Source organism: Sorangium sp. So ce1335 (assembly GCF_051521615.1).
Classification (GTDB): domain Bacteria; phylum Myxococcota_A; class Polyangia; order Polyangiales; family Polyangiaceae; genus Sorangium.
The window spans coordinates 9,945,098-9,963,183 of sequence record NZ_CP150363.1 but is presented as its reverse complement, the minus strand read 5'-3'; the positions used below and the strand labels follow the sequence as shown (position 1 = coordinate 9,963,183).

The 18,086-nt window shown below is 71.0% G+C and carries 13 protein-coding genes; 7 read left to right on the top strand and 6 right to left on the bottom strand.

Annotated features, from left to right (window positions below; all coding sequences use genetic code 11):
- Positions 1-30 precede the first annotated feature (30 nt).
- The 6 genes from ltrA to WMF24_RS37175 all read left to right on the top strand — a co-directional run bounded on the left by ltrA (position 31) and on the right by WMF24_RS37175 (position 8,670).
- The gene (ltrA, locus tag WMF24_RS37200; RefSeq protein ID WP_437732196.1) at positions 31-1,593 is read left to right on the top strand and encodes a group II intron reverse transcriptase/maturase; all 1,563 of its coding nucleotides are present in this window, start codon (positions 31-33) and stop codon (positions 1,591-1,593) included.
- A gap of 477 nt (positions 1,594-2,070) precedes the next feature.
- Entirely contained in the window at positions 2,071-6,147 is a 4,077-nt protein-coding gene (locus tag WMF24_RS37195; RefSeq protein WP_437732195.1) for a hypothetical protein, read from the top strand.
- 93 nt (positions 6,148-6,240) lie between these two features.
- Complete coding sequence (locus WMF24_RS37190; protein WP_437732194.1) at positions 6,241-6,981, top strand: Crp/Fnr family transcriptional regulator; 741 nt, start codon at positions 6,241-6,243, stop codon at positions 6,979-6,981.
- A 354-nt stretch (positions 6,982-7,335) separates the two neighbouring features.
- Complete coding sequence (locus WMF24_RS37185) at positions 7,336-7,644, top strand: hypothetical protein (RefSeq protein WP_437732193.1); 309 nt, start codon at positions 7,336-7,338, stop codon at positions 7,642-7,644.
- Between the two features lie 212 nt (positions 7,645-7,856).
- Entirely contained in the window at positions 7,857-8,237 is a 381-nt protein-coding gene (locus WMF24_RS37180) for a dihydroneopterin aldolase (RefSeq protein ID WP_437732192.1), read from the top strand.
- Between the two features lie 43 nt (positions 8,238-8,280).
- On the top strand, positions 8,281-8,670 hold the full coding sequence (locus WMF24_RS37175) for a YidH family protein (protein ID WP_437732191.1): 390 nt from the start codon (positions 8,281-8,283) through the stop codon (positions 8,668-8,670).
- 246 nt (positions 8,671-8,916) lie between these two features.
- Here the strand turns inward: WMF24_RS37175 and WMF24_RS37170 are convergent, their stop codons facing one another.
- From WMF24_RS37170 to istA (WMF24_RS37160), 3 genes are all read right to left on the bottom strand, one after another.
- Positions 8,917-9,225: a DUF6968 family protein gene (locus WMF24_RS37170; protein WP_437732190.1), complete on the bottom strand. Its 309-nt coding sequence runs from the start codon at positions 9,223-9,225 to the stop codon at positions 8,917-8,919.
- A gap of 1,183 nt (positions 9,226-10,408) precedes the next feature.
- Positions 10,409-11,230 (bottom strand): ATP-binding protein, encoded by an 822-nt coding sequence (locus tag WMF24_RS37165; protein ID WP_437730880.1) that lies wholly within the window; start codon positions 11,228-11,230, stop codon positions 10,409-10,411.
- Positions 11,230-12,795, bottom strand: a complete 1,566-nt coding sequence (gene istA / locus WMF24_RS37160; RefSeq protein ID WP_437730881.1) for an IS21 family transposase — start codon at positions 12,793-12,795, stop codon at positions 11,230-11,232. Before istA (WMF24_RS37160) ends, WMF24_RS37165 begins: the two co-directional genes overlap by 1 nt.
- Positions 12,796-14,402: 1,607 nt before the next feature.
- Between istA (WMF24_RS37160) and WMF24_RS37155 the strand changes: the two genes are divergently transcribed.
- Entirely contained in the window at positions 14,403-14,906 is a 504-nt protein-coding gene (locus WMF24_RS37155; RefSeq protein ID WP_437732189.1) for a hypothetical protein, read from the top strand.
- 109 nt (positions 14,907-15,015) lie between these two features.
- Here the strand turns inward: WMF24_RS37155 and istB are convergent, their stop codons facing one another.
- From istB to WMF24_RS37140, 3 genes are read right to left on the bottom strand one after another with little or no spacing between them, the layout of a single operon-like run.
- Entirely contained in the window at positions 15,016-15,822 is an 807-nt protein-coding gene (istB, locus tag WMF24_RS37150) for an IS21-like element helper ATPase IstB (RefSeq protein ID WP_437730019.1), read from the bottom strand.
- On the bottom strand, positions 15,809-17,308 hold the full coding sequence (gene istA, locus WMF24_RS37145; RefSeq protein WP_437730020.1) for an IS21 family transposase: 1,500 nt from the start codon (positions 17,306-17,308) through the stop codon (positions 15,809-15,811). Before istA (WMF24_RS37145) ends, istB begins: the two co-directional genes overlap by 14 nt.
- A complete protein-coding gene (locus tag WMF24_RS37140; RefSeq protein WP_437730021.1) occupies positions 17,305-17,676 on the bottom strand; it encodes a hypothetical protein in 372 nt (123 codons plus the stop codon). Before WMF24_RS37140 ends, istA (WMF24_RS37145) begins: the two co-directional genes overlap by 4 nt.
- Positions 17,677-18,086: the final 410 nt, after the last annotated feature.

The following is an 18,086-nucleotide window of genomic DNA, read 5'->3' as shown; positions in this document are numbered from 1 at the left end:
GGTAACCACGGAGAACGAAAGGACAAAGTGGTGAAGGGACGGGAGGAGTCGGATGGTCGCGTAGTACCGGAAGACCGCCGAAAGGCGGCCCCAACCGCGGCGACGCGGGGAGGGAAGGCGACCACGGCCAGTGAACAGGCAGGACAGCTCGAACTGTTCCGAGCGACAGCCGACAGCCCGCGAGGGGCCGACGGCGGGGTGGACACGGGCCGGCCCGTGCCTGCGCCGCGCGCGGTGCCGAAGGCTCGGAACACGAAGGGACCCGCCCTGTCGGCGATGACGATGGAGGAGGTGGCGTCCGAGGACAACCTGATGCGTGCGTTCGAGAAGGTGGCGCAGAACGACGGCGCCCCTGGACCGGATCGGCAGAGCGTGGACGAGGTGCGCGCGCACCTCGGCGACGTGCTGCCGGCGCTGCGCCGCGAGCTGCTGGAAGGGAGCTACCGACCCGGCCTGATCCGCCGGGTGTGGATCCCGAAAGCAGGGGGCGGCCAGCGCGGCCTTGGCATCCCGAACGTGATCGATCGACTCGTCCAGCAGGCGGTGCACCTGGTGCTCAGCCCGCATTACGAGCCGACGTTCCACGAGAGCAGCCATGGCTTCCGGCCGGGGAAGAGCTGCCACACGGCGATCGCGGATGCCGTGCGGCATCTGGAGGAGGGGCACGAGTGGATGGTCGATCTCGATCTGGAGAGCTTCTTCGATCGGGTCCACCACGATCGGTTGCTGGCCAGGCTTGAGCTGCGGGTCAAGGACCGACGGCTCATCGACCTGATCCGAAGGATGCTCAAGGCCAAGGTGATCATGCCGAACGGGGTGGTGGTGAGCACGGAGGAGGGGGCGCCGCAAGGCGGTCCACTTTCGCCGCTGCTCAGCAACATCGTGCTCGACGAGCTCGATTGGGAGCTCGAACGGCGCGGCCACCGCTTCGTCCGCTACGCCGACGACGTGAACATCTACGTCCGAAGCGAGCGGAGCGGCCAGCGTGTGATGGCCAGCGTGGTCCGCTTCATCGAGAGCCGGTTGCGGCTGAAGGTGAACGCGACCAAGAGCGCGGTCGCGCGACCGGAGGAGCGACACTTCGTCGGCTTCAGCCTGCGGCGCGAGCCGGAGGACGGAAGGGTCGAGGTGAGGCTGTCGAAGCGGTCCAAGACCCGCATCGACGAAAAGATCCGCGAGCTGGTGCCGCGCAACTGGGGCAGGTCGCTCCGCGACTGCATCCTGCAGCTCAACGCGTACCTGCTCGGCTGGATCGGCTTCTTCTGGATCTGCACCGAGGCCGCGGCGCGGATGCTATCGAACCTCGACGCGCACATCCGGCGGCGCCTGCGCGCGCTGCTGCTCAAGCAGTGGAAGCGCAAGCGCACGATCGCACGCCGGCTCATCCGGCTCGGCGTGAAGCCCAAGACAGCGTGGAAGGTCTACGAGGGGCATCGCTCCTGGTGGGCGCTCAGCCACAGCTCGCCCGTGGACCGGGGACTGCGTAACGCGTACTTCGCCGAACGCGGGCTCGTTTCGCTGGCGGCCAAGTGGAGGGAACAGCAAGGCCGAGCCATCATCGCCCCGGTGCAGCTTGCGCTGCCGCTGGGATAGCTGCGGGTGGAAACACCGGCGCCGGACGACGAGGGCGACCTCGGACGCCGGCGTCCCGAAGAGCCGGATGTGAGGCCCACAAGTCCGGTTCTGTGAGAGGGGCCCCTGGGCAACCGGGGGCCCCTACTCGACGGAGGGGCGGACCGCGCGCAGGCGCGAAGCGCCGAGCACGGGCCGGGGGTGGGCATCCGCTCTCGCTGGGCCAGCTTCTGCTCACCCGCTTCGCACGCGCTGGCCGCCGCGAACCGGGAGCACGCCTCGACCATGGCGCCGAGCGCACGTCGGCGCCCCACATTCAAGTCTGCGCCCGACGTTCAGGAGGGATCCTGCGCCGGGCCTGACCTCCAGCCGGCGAGGCGAGGAGGTCGTCGCTCCCCACGCCCGGGGAGACCGCGGCCCCCGGTCGACCCGGTGGCCCCGGAAGAGGGGCGCGCGCCACCTGTGCGCACGCGGGCGGCCGCGCTAAGGACCGAGCCGATGCGCGCTCCTCGACCCCTCTCGGCGCTCCTCCGGCTCGCCGGCGCCGCCACCCTGGCCCTCGCGCTCGGCGCGTGCAGCGCGACCACCGCGAACCGCGCGCCCGACCCGATCGCCTCGCTCCGCGACGCCGGCGCGCACTCGACCGACAGCGAGGTGGTCGGCCGCTGGCTGCTCGGAGAGCTCCTCGTCCCCGGCGGCACGCCCGCAGGGGTCAAGGCGGCCCGCAAGCGCCTCGACGGGCTCGGCGCAAAGACGATGCTCGCGTCGCTCGGACGCGCGATCGACGACGAGGAGCACGGCCGCAATGCGCGCGCCGCGGCGGCCTACCTCGAGGCCGTGAACGCCGCGCGGGTGAGCGCGCACCCGGACGCGCCGCTCGTGGGCTGGGTCGCGGCGAACCGCCTGCTCGGGCTGCGATCCAGCGTCGCGGGGCTCTGGAAGAGGTCGCGCGAGGCCGTCCTGCGCGCGATCGACAACCCCGGCAACCTCGGCTGGCGCGCGCGCGGCGAGCTCGTCGAGTGGTGGAGCATCGAGGGCCTGCCCGACGAGGCCGCCGCCGCGGCGCGCGCCGCCGCGGCCGGCAGCGCCGGCGCCGCGCCCGCCGTGCCGCTCATCGACGTCGCGGCGCGACGCTACGGGTGCATCGAGAACGCCCGCTTCGCCGGGCCGTTCGGGCACAACGCGGAGAGCGACCACCGCGTGCGCTACGAGGCCGAGCGCGCCGGACCCTGGCCGCCCGTGTTCCCGCGCGACCCCCGCCGCGCCGACCCGCCCCGCGTGCTCGGCGCCGAACGCCGCGGCTGCCAGCTCTCCGCCGTCGCGCCCGACGGGAGCCCGGGCGCCGCGGCGCGCGGCGGCATCTTCTACGTCGAGACCTTCATCGACCTGCCCGCAGAACGCGAGATGATCCTCGCCGTCCAGGGCGCGTTCGCCATCCTCGTGGACGACGTCGAGGTGCTGACCCGCGACACGAAGCAATGGGGCATCTGGCCCCGCTTCGGCGCGCGCCTGCGCCTCGGCCCCGGCCGGCACCGCATCCTCGCCCGCGTCGGCAGCGGCGACACGTCCATCCGGCTGCTCGCGCCCGACGGCACCCCCCTCGGCGTGACATCGTCCGCCGACCCGACGCCGCCGTACGCGCTCCTCCCGCCCGAGGTCCTCCCCGACCCGAACCCGATCGAGCCGTTCCTCACGGCGCTCGGCGTGCCGCCGCAGCCCGCGCCGACGGTCGCCCGCGCGCGCGGCCTGCACGGCGCGCCGCGCCCCGAGCGCGACGTGAACGACCCGATCGCCAGGTTCCTCGCCGCCCACGTCGCCCACATCGAGGGCCAGGACGACGTGAGCGCGGTGCTGATCGAGCCGCTCGTGGCCGACCCGGCGCGCGCCACCGGCCCCGCGCTCGCGGCGCAGGCGCTCTTCCTCGAGAAGGACCCGATCTTCCCGGCGTCCGACGGGCGCGACCTCGTGAAGGACGTGCGCGCCCGCGCCGCGGAGAAGGACCCGGAGCTCTGGTACCCGCGCTTCTGGCTCGCCCTCGAGGAGGCCGACAAGGCCGGCCTGCCGGAGGTCACCCGCACGATCGAGGCCCTCGCCGGCAGGTTCCGGGAGGTGCCCGACATCCTGAAGACGCTCGCGGCCATGTACGCGCGCCTCGGCTGGCGCGTCGAGCACGTCCGCACCGTGAAGGAGGCCGCCGCGCGCTTCCCGGACGACGTCGAGGTGCTCGGCGCGCTCCTCCGCATCCACGACAGCGACGGGCGCATCGCCGAGGCCGACGCGCTCGCCGCCCGCATCCGGGCGCTCGACCCCGACACGGAGATCGAGCTGGAGAGGGCCATCGACAGGCGCGACTACGCGGCGGCCATCAAGGAGCTCAGGCGGCTCGGCGCCGTCCGGCGCGACCGCAAGGACATCGCGCTGCGCATCGCCGACCTCCTGACCCGCGCCGGGAAGCGCGCCGAGTCGCTCGAGCAGATCGAGCGCGCCCTGGCCAAGGCGCCGGACGACGCGGACGCGCGGCTCGCGCTCGCCGACGCGCGCTTCGCCCGGGGCGAGCGCGACGCGCTCCAGAAGGCGCTCGTCGAGGCGATCCGCACCGGCGCCGACACCTCGGCGCTGCGCGACGCGATCGAGCTGCTCGCGGGCACGACGGAGCTCAGCCCCTACCGGCAGGACTCGAAGAAGGTGATCGCCGAGCACGAGGCGTCGGGCGAGGTGATGCCGGGCACGGCGGCGCGCGTGCTCGACTACGCCGCCATGTGGGTCCACGAGGACGGCTCGGCGCGGATGCTCCAGCACGAGATCATCCGGATCCAGTCGCGCGAGGCGATCCAGGAGCACGCCGAGCAGCGCGTGCCCGAGGGGCTCGTGCTCAAGCTCCGCACCGTCAAGCGCGACGGGTCGATCCACGAGCCGGAGTTCATCGAGGACAAGCCCACGGTCACGATGCCCCACCTCGAGGTGGGCGACTACATCGAGGTCGAGAACCTGTTCGTGCTGCGCGGCGACGGCCAGGGCGGCCTCACGTTCCAGGGGCCGCGGTGGTTCTTCCGCGAGGAGAAGGTCCCCTACTGGCGGAGCGAGTTCATCGTCGTCTCGCCGAAGAGCCGCCCGCTCGACGTGGAGGTCTCCGGGCCGGTCCCCGCGCCGGAGATCGTCGAGTCCGGCGCGCTCGTCACCCGCCGCTACCGCGTCGACAAGAGCCCCGCGCTGCCGGAGGAGCCGGCCAGCGCGCCCGCGGCGGAGTTCCTGCCGAACGTGCGCGTCGGCTGGGGCATCCGCCTGGAGAGCACGATCGCGCGCATGGTCGACGCGGCCGCCGACGAGACGCCGCGCGATCCGCGGCTCGTGCGCATCGCGCGGGCCATCGCGCTCTCGTCGGCGGCGGGCGGCGGCAAGGCGGCGGGCGCCGCCGCGGCCTCGGGCGGCGCGACCGGGGCGGCGGGCGGCGGCAAGGCGGCGGGCGGCGGCAAGGCGGCGGGCGCCGGCGGCGCGGGCGGCGACGACGGCGGGGCCGCGCCGTCGAAGGACGAGCAGGCGCGCCGCATCTACAGGTGGGTGCTCGCCAACGTGGAGGCGGGGCGCGAGAACGACGGCCGCCGCGTCGTCATCGGCAAGAGCGGCAACCGGACCGAGGCGTTCCTCTACCTGTGCCGCCTGCTCGGGATCGACGCCGGCTACGGCGTCGTCAGCGACAGGCTCACCGCGCCGCCGCGCGGGCCGATGAGCGAGGCGGAGACGTTCAACGCGATCGCCGTGCGCCTCGACACGGGCGAGAGGCCTGGCGCGGGCGCGGTCCGCTGGATGTTCGTGCGCGACAAGTTCGCGCCGTACGGCTACCTGCCGAGCTCCCTGCGCGGGCAGCCGGCCATCGTGCTGCGGCCCGGGGCGCCGCGCGAGGTGACGCCCGCGTCCGGCGCGCACGACGGCGTCGTCACCGAGGGCATCGCCGAGGTGGCCAGGGACGGGTCGGCCTCGCTCGCCATCGAGCAGCGCTACGAGGGCAAGCTCGCCATCGCCCTGCGCTCGGCGCTCGAGTCGCTCCCCGACGCGCAGCTCAGGGACGCCGTCGAGTCGCGGCTCCTGCCGCAGATGGTGCCGGGGGCGCGGCTCCAGGAGATCCAGGTGAAGGAGATGGCCGAGATCGACAGGCCGCTCACCCTGAAGATGAAGATCTCGGTCGCGAGCTTCGCGCGCGCGCAGGGCTCGGAGCTCGTCCTCTCGCCGCCCTTCGGCGTCCGCGTGGCGAGCCTCGCCAGCCTGCCCGTCCGGGAGACGCCGCTCTACCTGTCGGAGCAGATCGCGACCCGCTCGGAGGTGCGCCTCCGGATCAAGCTCCCCCAGGGCGCGCGCGTGACGACGAAGCTCGCTCCGTTCAAAGCGGAGAATGATGGCCGCACGGTCCGGGTGAACGATCGCGTCGAGGGGGACGCGCTCCTCCTCGATCGCTTCCTCGACCTGCCCGCGGGGCGTGTGCAGCCCGACGCGTACCCGCGCTTTCAACAGTTCGCGCGCGGGGCGGACGGCGCGCTCGACCGGGACATCGTCGTCTCGCTCGACCGCGGCGGACGCTGATCGCGGCGCCCGGACACCTCCCGGCGCGGCGGCGCGCCAGGGTCTTCGTGTGTGCCAAACTACGCAAGATGGATTACGCTCCCGCTCCCTACCGTGAGCGATCTGGATTCCCAGTACGCGCCGGATGGCGGGCGCCAGGCGTCTGATCCCGCGAAGGCGCGGGTGGCGCGCGCCTTCCGGCTCTCTTCGCTGTTCGCGCAGGCGGACCGGTCGGTGCGCGAGGCGGTCACGGAGGCGGCCGTGCTCGAGGTGGTGGAGTCCGACGCGGCGATCTTCGAGCAGGGCGCGCCCGCGGACTCGCTCGTCGTGCTCGGCCGGGGGCGGGCGCGCGTCGAGCGCGTCAACGCGGCGGGGACGGCGTTCCCGCTCAGCTACCGCGGCACGGGCGACGTGCTCGGCGAGTCGTGCCTCGGCGGGCTGGAGACGCGGACCGAGCGCGCTGTCGCGATGGACGAGGCCGAGGTGGTCCGGGTGCCGCTCGCGCTCATCCGCGAGCTGTGCGCCCAGAACCCGGCGTTCGGGTCGGCGGTGTTCGCGCTGCTCGTCGCGCGGCAGCGGGAGACCGAGGACCGGATCGAGTCGATGCTGTTCAAGAACGTGGGAGGACGGCTCGCCGAGTTCCTCCTGCACGCGGCCGAGCGGTGGGGCGTGCCGACGCCGCGCGGGACGCTGATCTCGGCGCCGATCACGCACGCGGAGATCGCGCAGGTGATCGGCTCGACCCGGGAGACGGTGACGCTGACCCTCGGGGCGCTCCGGAAGGAGGGCCTGCTCGACGTGGCAGGCCGGCGGCTCATCGTGAAGGACCGAGAGGCGCTCGCCCGGAAGCGCTAGCGACGAACGGGTTGAACCCGCCCGAAGCGAGCAGATCATCGAACCGCCAAGACGCCAAGGTGTCCTCTTCTTCTTGGCGTCCTTGGCGTCTTGGCGGTTGATTTCTCGCTCGCTCAAGGTGTTCGTGTTCCAGGGGCGCGCGGGCGAGGCGCAGCGATCGCGGCGCCGCCTGCGCGGACTGCGTGGCGCCGCTATGCGCGGATGGAGTCGGAGGTGGCGTGCGCGGCGCCGGCCCCGGCGGTCGCGCGCGAGGCCGGCCGCCCGCGGCGCCGCAGCGCGCGCCGTTCCCTGTTGACGCGACGGACGGAGCGCCGATACGCCTTTCGCGAGTCGACCCGCAGGAAAGGACCGCTCATGCCGAAGCTCAGCTCCGGAACAGCCATCGCCGTCGCGTTTCTCTTCGGTTGCTCCGCGTCGTACGTCGCGCCGCGCTTCCTCGTGCCGCCGGTGCACGCGAACACCGATCCGCCCCGCTGGGAGCTGCGATGCGTGGACGCCGAGACGGCGCGCGTCGGCGACAGCCAGGCCCTCGAGGTGACGAACGCCACCGGATGGAACCCGGTCCTCAAGCGCTTCGGCCAGGAGGGGTGGGAGCCGGTGCAGTTCCTGCGCAGCGAGATGACCGCGAAGATCGACGCCGTGTGCTTCAAGCGGCCCCTCTGAGGGGCCCGCGGGCGGCCGCCGCAAACCCCCCCCAGCGCGCCGGAGGCGCGCGGTCGTCGGGCCCGGGAGCGCCGGGGGCGCGCGGTCGTCGGGCCCGGGAGCGCCGGAGGCGCGCGGTCGTGGGGCCCGGGAACGCCGCCGCGAGCGGGCGAGCTGGCGGCGCCGCCTCCTTGCGGCGGATGCCGGCCGGAAGGCGTGCTAGGGGGGCGGCGATGGAGTCAGTGATCCAGAGTTACCGGATCCGCCTCGACGGCATCCGCTTTCGCGCCAAGCACGGCGTTTCGCGCGCCGAGCGCGATCTGCCCCAGGACTTCGTCGTGTGCCTGGAGGTGGAGCTCCCGGTCGCCCTGCTGCCCCGCACCGACGCGCGGGCGCGGGTGTTCGACTACGACCGGCTCGCGAGCCTCGTCGTCGAGGCGGGGACGAGCGCCTCGTACAAGCTGCTCGAGACGCTCGCGGAGCGGATCATCGCGCGCGTCCTCGAGGACACGCCGGCCCTCTGCGTCACGGTCCAGGTGAAGAAGTTCGGGCCGCCGACCTCGGTGTCGGTGGACTCGGCGTCGGTCGAGCTCTCGGGCAAGAAGCGCGGCTGAGCCCGGGCTTGCGGGCGCGGGGGGCCGTCGCCATGGTCACGCCATGGCCGACGACGAGCGCGCGAAGCGGACCGAGGCCTACGCGCGGGAGCACCTGGCCAACGAGCGGACGCACCTCGCCTACGTGCGCACGGCGATCGCGCTCCTCAGCTTCGGGATCACGCTCAACCGGTTCAGCCTGTACTTCCTCGAGGCGGAGACCGGGGCGGCGCAGGACGGGCCGCGGTCGGTGCTGCGCGAGGTCGTCGGCCTCGGCGCGGGGATGGTCCTGCTCGGGATGGCGATGATCGCGTGGGCCGCGGTGCGGTACCTGCGCGCGTACAGCGACATCGAGCGGGGGGCTTACCGGCCCGACAGGACGGCGATCCTGGTGTTCACGGCGGCGCTCTTCGTGATCGGCGCGGCGAGCATCGCCTGGCTGTTCGCTTCGTGAGGCGGGAGGTGGCCTGCCGGCGGCGGCCAGGGCTTCCTCCCGACACGCTCGCTCTGGTACGGGGAGCCGCCGCTCGGAGGCATGGCCCCGGAGCGCCCCTTTCAGGTCCGTGGCCCGTCGAGGAACGTGCCGCGCGGCGAGCGAGGGGGGCGCCGGGCCATGTCCGGAGTGAGGCGCCGGGCGGCCTTCGGGCAAGCCTATCGAGCAGGAGGGCGTGGCGCCGCGTCGAATCCCAGCGCACTGGAGTCACGGCGCAGTCAGATTGAACTCTGGGAACCCGAGCCACTCCTCATCAAGCCACGAGAGCCGGCCATCTTCCCTATAGTCGTCGAGCATCACCGGGATCAGGTAGAGCGCGCTGTACAGCGCCTGGAAAGCATCGATGCCGACTCCGTGCGTCTTGTGGTTGTGCCCCGCTCCTGCGACCTCCACGTCAGCAACCCAGCTCCGAAAAAACGGACTGTACTCCGGCGCCCACAGCCGCACTCGGATGCTCTCTCGCGTTCCGTTCGGAAGTGCCAGCTCGATGGTACGTTCCGCGATCACGTCCGGCATGCCCCACCAGCTAGCGCCATCGTCGGCGAGGTCAAGCGCCCTGGTTCAACAGGAGCTCAGGCACTTCTTCTGACCGTTTTTGTCGCGCCTGTCCGCAGATGCTCCTCATGAGGATGGGCGCGCGCTCGTTGCAGTAAAGCTCCCATCGTGTCGACAGTGCGAAGCATGCAGTAGGGCAACCAGAGCGGCACTTCTTGTAACCCGCGGCTCGCCCTTCGTTGCTCTCCGAGTGGCAGTGAGCTGCTTGCGGACGTGCCAAGAACACCCCAGTCGCTGCCCCGCACATGAGACTCCAGATGTCGACGCCCTCGTCTACCGCATCTCGGCACCTTTCTAATGCCGTGAGTGGCTCGCCAGGCTCCAGCGTGTCCTCGTTCGATATGCCGTGTGATCCGGGGGTCGGGTCAATTGCATGAAGGGGTAGCGCAGCAAATGAGAGCGGCGATGATGGTGTTGACTGTTCGCATGCCCGCACTGTTGCGACCGGCGTGCCGGGCTCAAGTGTGCTGCCCCGAGCCGCGCCTCACCTTCTCCGAAATATCCATTTCATGCTCTCCGGCGCTCCTTCTCGTCGCTTGCCTCACGAACGTTCGGTTCGTCAAGCGCTGTGCCGATCGCGGTGGACGTCGGGCGCTACGGCGTGGGGAGCGCTGAGACAACATCGCAACCGCCGTTTCTCCCCGCGCCGTAGCGGCGCCAGGCTGGCAAAGGGCTGGGCGGCGGCGAACCATCCACGAGCACGAGCGGGGTGCGCTGGAGCGGCGTCTGCCAGGCCCCCACCTGCACGGACGGGGTGAAGAGCGGCGACGAGGCCGGCGTCGACGGCGGCGGCGAGGGGTGTGCCACGTCGCAGGGTCATGGGGCCACCCCGTCGCAGGGTCATGGGGCCAGGGGGAGACGACGTGATCGGCCTCGACCATGCCCGAGACCGCGAAGCGTGTCGAGGTCCCCGGAGCCGGGCGCGCAGCGACCGGCGACGTCTCTCTTTTCGCAGGGTCATGGGGCCACCCGGGCCCCCTGAGAGCTCCGGCGCAGGGATCGCGACGCTCAGCAGCAGGAACGTCCACCCCGCCCCCGGCGCCCCTCACGGTCACGTTGACGAGGGTGGGCGAGGCGCGCCGAGTGGAGCGAGGGGGTCAGCGGCGCGGCCCCGGGATCGACGTCCTCGCCGGGGCGGCAGCGGTCATCGCCGTTTGCTGCGTGGATGGCTGGGCGGCTTGCTGCGCGCGGGAACCGGCGCGGCCGTGTTGCTCTCGTCGAGCTTCGGCTTGAGCCGTGGCCTGTACGACTCGCCCTCGACGATGAAGTCGAACGCCGCGTTCTTGAACCGATCGACGGCGCTCTGCGCGAGCAGCACGTCGTCGAACATCGCGAGCCACTCGGCCGTGTCGCGATTGCTCGTGACGATCATCGACGCGTGACCCGTGCGCTCGAGGAAGAGCTGGTAGACGTCGCGGCTCTCTTCCTTGCTCATCGCCTCGAGCGCGAAGTCGTCGAGGATGAGCAGGTCGACGGTCGTGAGCGCGACCATCTCGGCGTCGCGTGAGTTGTCGAGCCTGCTCTGGCGCAGCCTGCGCAGCATCGCGTCGGCGCGCAGGAAACGCACGCTGTAGCCGTGCTGGCACGCGAGGTGTCCGAGCGCGTTCGCGAGGAAGGTCTTGCCCACGCCGACCGAGCCGAGGATGACGATGTGCTTGTGCTCTTCGAGGAAGCGCAGGCTCGTGAACCCACCGAGCAGACGCTTGTCGAAGCTGACCTTCGCGGTCTTGTCCCAGAGCTCCAGGCGCATGTTGGGATCGAGCCCGGCGTCGCGTACGCGGCTCTCCGTCGCGCTCGCCTCGCGGCGCGCGATCTCGTCGGTGAGCAGCATGAGCAACATCTCCTCGTGCCCCATCGACTGCTTCTCGGCCAGCAGCAGCCGCTCACGCAACGTCGCTGCGATGCGGCCGAGGCGCAGGCGCTTGAGCGCCGTGACGAGCGCGGGGTCGACTTCGCTCGAGCTCATCACGCCTCCTCCTTCGTCGCGGCAGCCGCCAGCGTGCGTGTCGCGAAGTGCTCGGTGCTGCGCGCGAACCGCGGCGTGGGGAGCGCAACGACCTTGCGCTCATCCGTGGGCGGTGACGCGGGCGTCTTCGCCGTCTCGAGCATGCGCGTCACGCGCTGCACGTCGACGACATCGAACGCGAGCGCGCTCTGGCAGATCGCCTCGACGCGCCCGTTGCCGAACTTGTTGCACAGCCGCAGCAGCGCATAGACGAGCCGCATGCGCGTCCACGGTAGCGGCACATCGAGCAGCCGCTCGGCGTAGATGCCGACGTGCACGCCGCACTTCTTCGCGCTCGCGATGAGCGAAGCCACATCGCGCTCGGCCGCGATGTCCTTGCCCACGGGGTAGTCGCTCGGGTCGGTGGAGCGCTTGCCCGGCGCAACGCGCGCGTGCACCTTCACGAGCTGCGTGCCGGCGTAGATCCTCACGGACACGCTGTCGGCGCGAACGCGCACCGTGCTGCCGACGTAGCGCGTCGGCACGCTGTAGAGCGACCGGAGGACCTGCACGTGATGGTCGGGGTGCACCTTCGCGTCAGTCCAGTGCGGTACGTCGAACGGCGCTGTCGGCGCCGGCTTCATGGCGCTCCTCTCGCGCGTCTCGAACACCTCGCGCGGCACTTCGCGCGTCGTGCCGTGGACACGCGCACCGGCGACGTCGCGACACCACCGCTCAGCGGACGCGCGCGCCTCGTCGAGGCTGGTGAACGACTCGCCGTCGAACCAGCTCTCGCGCACGTACGCGACCTGATTCTCGACACGCGCCTTGTCTTTTGGCGACCTGACTCGCGCGGCATCCACGAACAGCCCGCGCGTCTGCGTGTAGTCGAGGAACGCCGGCACGAGCACGGGCGCGAGCTCGTCAGCGCGAAGCACGATGGCCTTCGTGTTGTCCGGGAGGATCACGCGCGCCATCGCGCCGAAGAACCTCCACGCCGCATCCAGGCCTGCGCACACCGCCGCGGTGGTCTGCTCGAACGACGGCCACACGAACTGGTAGCGGCTGTACGCGAGCGTCACCACGAGCACCCACAGGTTACGAACCCGCTGTGTCGCTGGGTCGAACAGCTTACCCATCAGGCCGAAGTCGATCTGCGCGACCTCGCCGGGCTCGGTGTCCGCGACGCGAACCGTCGGCATCTTCTTGCGCCACGCGAGCTCCTCCCTGGCGAAACGCCAGAGCGTGTCGTAGCTCGCGGTGACGCCGTAGTCGCGCGTGAGCAGCGTGTGGATCTTCCGCAGCTTCAGCGGGCGAGATTGGGCTAGCCAGGCCTCGATACGTGCTCGATGCGCGTCGACCTGCCTCCACTCATCGCTCGCATCAGGCACCGGGCGCGCCTGCACGCGCTGGGCGATCGCGTGAACCTCCTCGTCCGTCGGCTCGCGGTCGCGTGGCAGTGGCAGGGTCGCTGCGGCCTCGAAGTACCTGCCGACCGTCTTGCGATCGAACCCCGTCTCGCGCGCCACATGACGCGCGCTCTGCCCCGCCGCACGACGGCGGAGCATTTCCTTGATGTCAACCATGATCAGCTCTCGGTAGGGCATCGGCCTCCTTCCGACGGCGACCCGCGCCGTCGTCGGAAGGAGCCCGTCTCAGATCCCGACCGCGGCGTCCCGAGCTGGCCCCATGAGGCTGCGAAAAACCTCGGAAGCTGGCCCCATGACCCTGCGAAAACCGGGTCACGCCCCCGCGCGGGTGGCCCCATCCTCCTGCGATTGGGGTGGCCCCATGACCCTGCGAAAAACGCCGTCAGGTGGCCCCATGAGGCTGCGAACTGGCAAGGGGTGCACCGGGCCGTGTCCGGAGCGAGGCGCCGGGCGTCCTGCTGGCGAGCCCTCCAGCAGGAAGGCGAGGCCGCGGGAGGCGCTTGGCCCGTGCGGCTGGATGGGCGGTGCGCGCGGAGGCTCGGGAGAACCGCGCGTCGGGTCCGGGAATCGGGTTTTCCGGTCCGCGGTACGAGATCGACGTTCGACCGGGCGCTCGTTCAGGTCGCGCCTCCGGAGATGCGGCTCCCGGGATCGCGATCGAGGGGTCCGGAGGTCGCGCGGCGGGGTCGAGGGGTTCTCGAGACCCCGCGCGCGGTTCTCGAGAGCCGGATGTTCGTACTCGGGACCCCTTCGGCGGTTCTCGGGAGGTGATGTCCGGAACCACATCGGCGCCGTCCGCGTTCCGTACACTCGCGCGGCGCATTCCGGACACCCTCATCTACTGAAGCGAATCTGAAGCGCTGGCGACGGCTGGGCGCGAGGCGCATTCACGGGTACACCATGGTCCCGTCATGATGGTCGCAATACGCCGCCGCTCCATCCGCGGTGGTATAAAACCATACCTCCTGTGTTCCGTCGACAGTCGTTCCGATGATGGGATGTGCCGCAATTACACACTTGGCCACCAGCCCGTCGATTGGACAGCGATCCCCGATCTGGTTGACGGCCACGCAGTCGCCGTACGGCCAGCGGCCTATGCAGTAGGAGAACTCGCGCTCGGCATGCGTATATGAACACGCTGGCTTGGATTCAGGGTCTGGACACTCAATTACTATAGAAAACGCCGCTCCGACAGCAGGCTCTAGCCCAGTGGCGCATGCGACATCTGGGCCAGGATCGCCACCCATGCCGCCGCTGCCTGCACCCCCCGTTGCTGTGGCGCTTCCACCGTGACCGCTAACGTCCATGGATCCGCCACCACTCGAAGACGCCGAGGAGACCTGACCCGCTGCGCCTACGACGTCGGACACGTCGGGGGCCTCCGCAGGCTCCGACGTCGAGCATGCAGCCATGATGACGTACGCGAAGCATCCGCTGATCGGTCCGACGTTCTCCAGGATGAGCCGCGCGCGCATGCCGTGAGGCTACCACGGGCCGCGCGCGCCCCGTCAGCGGTCGCGCGTCACGGCGCGAAAGAGCCCTAAACGGGCTGTAAAGCGCACGCTGGCTAGGACATCCACTGTCCGACCAGGCTCAGCAAGAGCGGGCCGCCGCTCGCTCAAGTGGTAGACTAAGGGCCTTAACGAAAGCGCCCGCCCGTAGCTGGTAACTACGGGCGGGCTGCAACACACCCGGTGGTGGCCCACAGAGCGCGCGTCGCAGCCGCATCATGGGCCGGCCCGGAGAGAGAGGCAAGGCCCGGCATGCCCGCACCGCTTCCGATGGACGCGCGCGTCCGCATCGCGTCCGCCCTGGTAGAAGGCAACTCGATTCGCGCCGCCGCGCGCATGGTCGGCGTCGACAAGGGAACCGTCATGGCCCTGGCGCTGCGCCTCGGAGAGGGCTGCATCCGGCTCCACAACCGTAAGGCGCGCAACCTTGCGGCGCATGTGGTCCAGATGGACGAAATGTGGAGCTTTGTGCAGAAGAAACAGGCCCGCGTGACCGCGAAGGATCCAGCCGAGCACGGCGACGCCTATCTCTACGTCGCGCTGGACGCGAACACCAAGCTGGCGATCTCGTTCCACTGCGGCAAGCGCGACGAGGAGAACACCGAGGCGTTCATCAAGGACCTTCGCGGCAGGCTCACGGTTGTTCCGCACGTCACGAGCGACGGCTGGCAGCCTTACATCGCCGCGATGGCCGCGAACTTCCGCGGGTCGGCCGATTACGGCTGTAGATGGCCTCGAAAATCCGCAGGAATCTGACCGCGACAATCCGCGGAAACGTGACCCTCGCGTCCGCAGAGAAATGACCGCGGCGCCCGCGGGAATCTCACCCTGGGCGCCGCGGAAATCTGACCCGATCTCGCCCGGGTCAGCGCCGCTTCGTTGCCGCGGGCGCAGGCGGCTCTGCGGCCTCCGCCCTCGGCCTGGAGCGCGCCTCGCTCATGGCCAGCGACTCCTTCTGCCGCCACGAGTCGGCATCGATGTCGAGGATGTGGCAGTGCTGGACGAAGCGGTCGATCAGCGCCGAGACGCACGCCGCGCCTGGAAACACCGTGCTCCACTGCTTGAATGGCAAGTTCGTCGTCAGCACGAGCGAGCGGCTCTCGTGCCTGCGGCTGATGATGTTGTAGAGCAGGTCGGCGGACTGACGGCTGCACGGCAGGTAGCCGATCTCGTCCAGGATCAGCAGCGACGGGGCCGTGTATTTCCGCAGCCGCCGCTCCAGGGCCGGCAGCGACTCCTGCTTGAGCAGATCGGCGAGCGCGGCCGACAGCGTCGTGAAGCGCACGGTGTAGCCGCGCTGGAGCGCGAGCATGCCGAGGTTCTGGGCGAGCATGGTCTTGCCGACGCCGCTCGGACCTCGGAGCAGGACGTTGTGCCCCTTGGCGATGAAGTCGAGGGTCATCAGCTCCTCGACGAGCTCACGCTGGATCGTGCGCGGGTGGTTCCAGTCGAAGCGTTCAAGGGGCTTGAAGGCGCCGAGGGTCGCCGCCTTGGCGCGCGCGGCGAGGTTGCGCTCCGCGCGCTCGCGGCGGGCGATGGCGGCGAGCTCCTCGAAGGTCTGCACCGGCGACAGGCGCGCCGTGGTGGCGTGCGCGATGAGCGCGAGCAGCGCCTCGCGCGACACGCGTACGCCGAGAGAGCGAATCAGCTCGGCGACGTCATCGTTGGGCATCGTAGGACTCCAGGTCGTGGGGGATCACGTCGCGATCGGGGACGTGGGCTCCGAGATCGATGTCGATGGGGACGGGGCCGTCGGCGGCGCGGCGGCGCTCCTCGCAGAGCACGGCGAGGGCGCCGGGATCGTGGGTGCCGCGGGCGATGGCCTCGCGCGCCGCAGCGCCCAGGATCTCGACGCCGTACAGGTCGAGAAGGCGCAGGGCCTTGGCGGTCATGAAGCCGACGTTGCGACCGGCCTCGACCCAGCGCGCTTGCAGGATCTCGAAGCCGGGGATCGCGGCGCCGAGCCGATCTCGCCCCTTGGCCTCGCGCGCGGCGCGCTTGTGGTCGAGCAGCTCGGCACGATGCTCGGGCGCCTCGATGATCTGGCGTCGTCCCCAGCAGCGCGCGTGCCGCGCTACCTCGGTGCTGCCGTCCGAGAGCCGCACGGTCCTGTCACTGGCGACGAGCGTCAGCGTCTTGCCGTGGTGGATCGACGGCGCCGAATAGCGGTTTCCGTCGAAGTGCACGAAGGCGGTCTTGTCGACGGACACGGGCTCGACGAGGTCGGTCTCCGGCAGCGGGTCGGGCAGCGCGAGCAGCCGCGTCCTTTCCTCCGCGAGCACCTGGTCGACGCGCCGCTCAGGCCACCGCGGGTGCGGGCGCACGTTGGCGATCTCGTCGAGGAAGGCGAGCAGCTCGGCGTTGCCCTGATCGAGGTCACGAATCGTCCGCGCGGCGAAGAAGCGGTCGCGCAGGAAGCGGATCGCTCGCTCAACCTTGCCCTTGTGCTGCGGCTTGCGCACGGCGCAGAGCCGCGGCGCGACGCAGAGCTGCCCGGCGAGCGAGAGCAGGTCCGGGTGGAAGCGCACCGCGTCGCCGTGGCGCTCGATGACAACGGTCTTGGGGTTGTCGAAGAGCCACTGTCTGGTCGCGCCGCCGAAGTAGCAGCACGCGCGCACGAGCGAGCGGCGGAGCGAGCTCGCGGACAGATCGAGCACGAGCTCGCCCCAGATCGCGCGCGAGTACGACAGGACCATGACGAAGGCCCAGAGCTGACGCGTGCCTCCCGCGACGCACAGCTTGCCGATATAGGCCCAGTCGATCTGGGCCTGCTCGGCGATGAGCGGCTCGACGCGGAGGAAGGCCTCGCTCTGAGGCGCCGGGCGCACGAGCCGGACATGCCGTCGCACCGTGCGGATGCTGCCCTCGTAGCCGCGCTCCACCAGCATGTCGTACAGGCGCGTGGCGCGGAGCCGGGGATACTGCGTCAGCGTCTCGATGACGAAGGCCTCGTAGCCGCGCAGCGGCAAAGGCACCTCGCTCATCGCGGCCTCCGCGTCGCGAACGATGGGCAGCGAGCGCGCCCCCTTGCCGAGGCCGAGCACGCGCTCGACGGTGTCGTGGTGCAGACCGAGCTGCGTCGCGATGGTGCCGACCTTCCAGTGCTCGGCGAAGTGCAGGCGGCGGATCTCCGCCTCCTTGGCCTGGTCGATCGTCATCGACCGAGGCTCCTGCGAAGGCGATGCTCGCCACGGAAGTTACCGATCCCCGGCAGCCGTTGACCACGGCGGGGCGGGGCGTCCATGAACAGAGGCTCGACAACGTAGTGAAGCGTCGCGCGCGCGACGCCGAGGCCGTCGCACAAACCCAGGGCGAACAAGACGTCCTCGGACTCCGCAGAAACGACAGCGCGGACCCTCTGATCGTGCCAGAGCGCCATCGACTCGCACAGCATGGGTCCGGCGAACCGATGCGCCGGCGTGGCCACCGACCGCAGCCGGGCCTTCATCACCTCGTCGGGCCCCTGCGTCAGCAACACCCGCGTCTCCCGCGGCGTCGCGGAGATCGTCATCACCAGCTCGTCCATCCCTCGACTCCTGCGGGCCGGCGACGGCCACGTCGTCCCTCGACGTCGGCGCGCCGGCCCGCGGGCACACGCTGGCGGACGGGGGCAAGTTATCGGAACCCGTATCCATCACGCGCCGGCCTTGTCGGGCGCGGTAGGCACGCTGGTGATCGCGGTGATCGAGGCGCCCCTCGGGGGAGCGCTGGTGCCGCAGCCGCGCCGCGCGCTGGGCCCGCTGGCGAGCCGCGTCGCGGCAACCGCTGCCGCAGTACATCTGCCCTCGATCACACCGCCCGCAGACGAAGAAGATGGCGGCGCAGAGCCCACAACGGGCGAGCCGGAAGCTGCCTTGCACGAGTCCCCGGACGAGCGCGCCGAGAAGTTGCCCTCGGCGGCTGGGTCGTGCGAGACAGGCCGAACATCGGTCTGTC

What these genes read in the sequence shown, in the direction of transcription:
- WMF24_RS37195 (WP_437732195.1), top strand. Translation starts at nt 2,071, where the DNA reads ATGCGCGCTCCTCGACCCCTCTCGGCGCTCCTCCGGCTCGCCGGCGCC.
- WMF24_RS37185 (WP_437732193.1), top strand. Translation starts at nt 7,336, where the DNA reads ATGCCGAAGCTCAGCTCCGGAACAGCCATCGCCGTCGCGTTTCTCTTC.
- WMF24_RS37180 (WP_437732192.1), top strand. Translation starts at nt 7,857, where the DNA reads ATGGAGTCAGTGATCCAGAGTTACCGGATCCGCCTCGACGGCATCCGC.
- WMF24_RS37175 (WP_437732191.1), top strand. Translation starts at nt 8,281, where the DNA reads ATGGCCGACGACGAGCGCGCGAAGCGGACCGAGGCCTACGCGCGGGAG.
- WMF24_RS37170 (WP_437732190.1), bottom strand. Translation starts at nt 9,225, where the DNA reads ATGCCGGACGTGATCGCGGAACGTACCATCGAGCTGGCACTTCCGAAC.
- WMF24_RS37165 (WP_437730880.1), bottom strand. Translation starts at nt 11,230, where the DNA reads ATGAGCTCGAGCGAAGTCGACCCCGCGCTCGTCACGGCGCTCAAGCGC.
- istA (WP_437730881.1), bottom strand. Translation starts at nt 12,795, where the DNA reads ATGGTTGACATCAAGGAAATGCTCCGCCGTCGTGCGGCGGGGCAGAGC.
- WMF24_RS37155 (WP_437732189.1), top strand. Translation starts at nt 14,403, where the DNA reads ATGCCCGCACCGCTTCCGATGGACGCGCGCGTCCGCATCGCGTCCGCC.
- istB (WP_437730019.1), bottom strand. Translation starts at nt 15,822, where the DNA reads ATGCCCAACGATGACGTCGCCGAGCTGATTCGCTCTCTCGGCGTACGC.
- istA (WP_437730020.1), bottom strand. Translation starts at nt 17,308, where the DNA reads ATGACGATCGACCAGGCCAAGGAGGCGGAGATCCGCCGCCTGCACTTC.
- WMF24_RS37140 (WP_437730021.1), bottom strand. Translation starts at nt 17,676, where the DNA reads ATGGACGAGCTGGTGATGACGATCTCCGCGACGCCGCGGGAGACGCGG.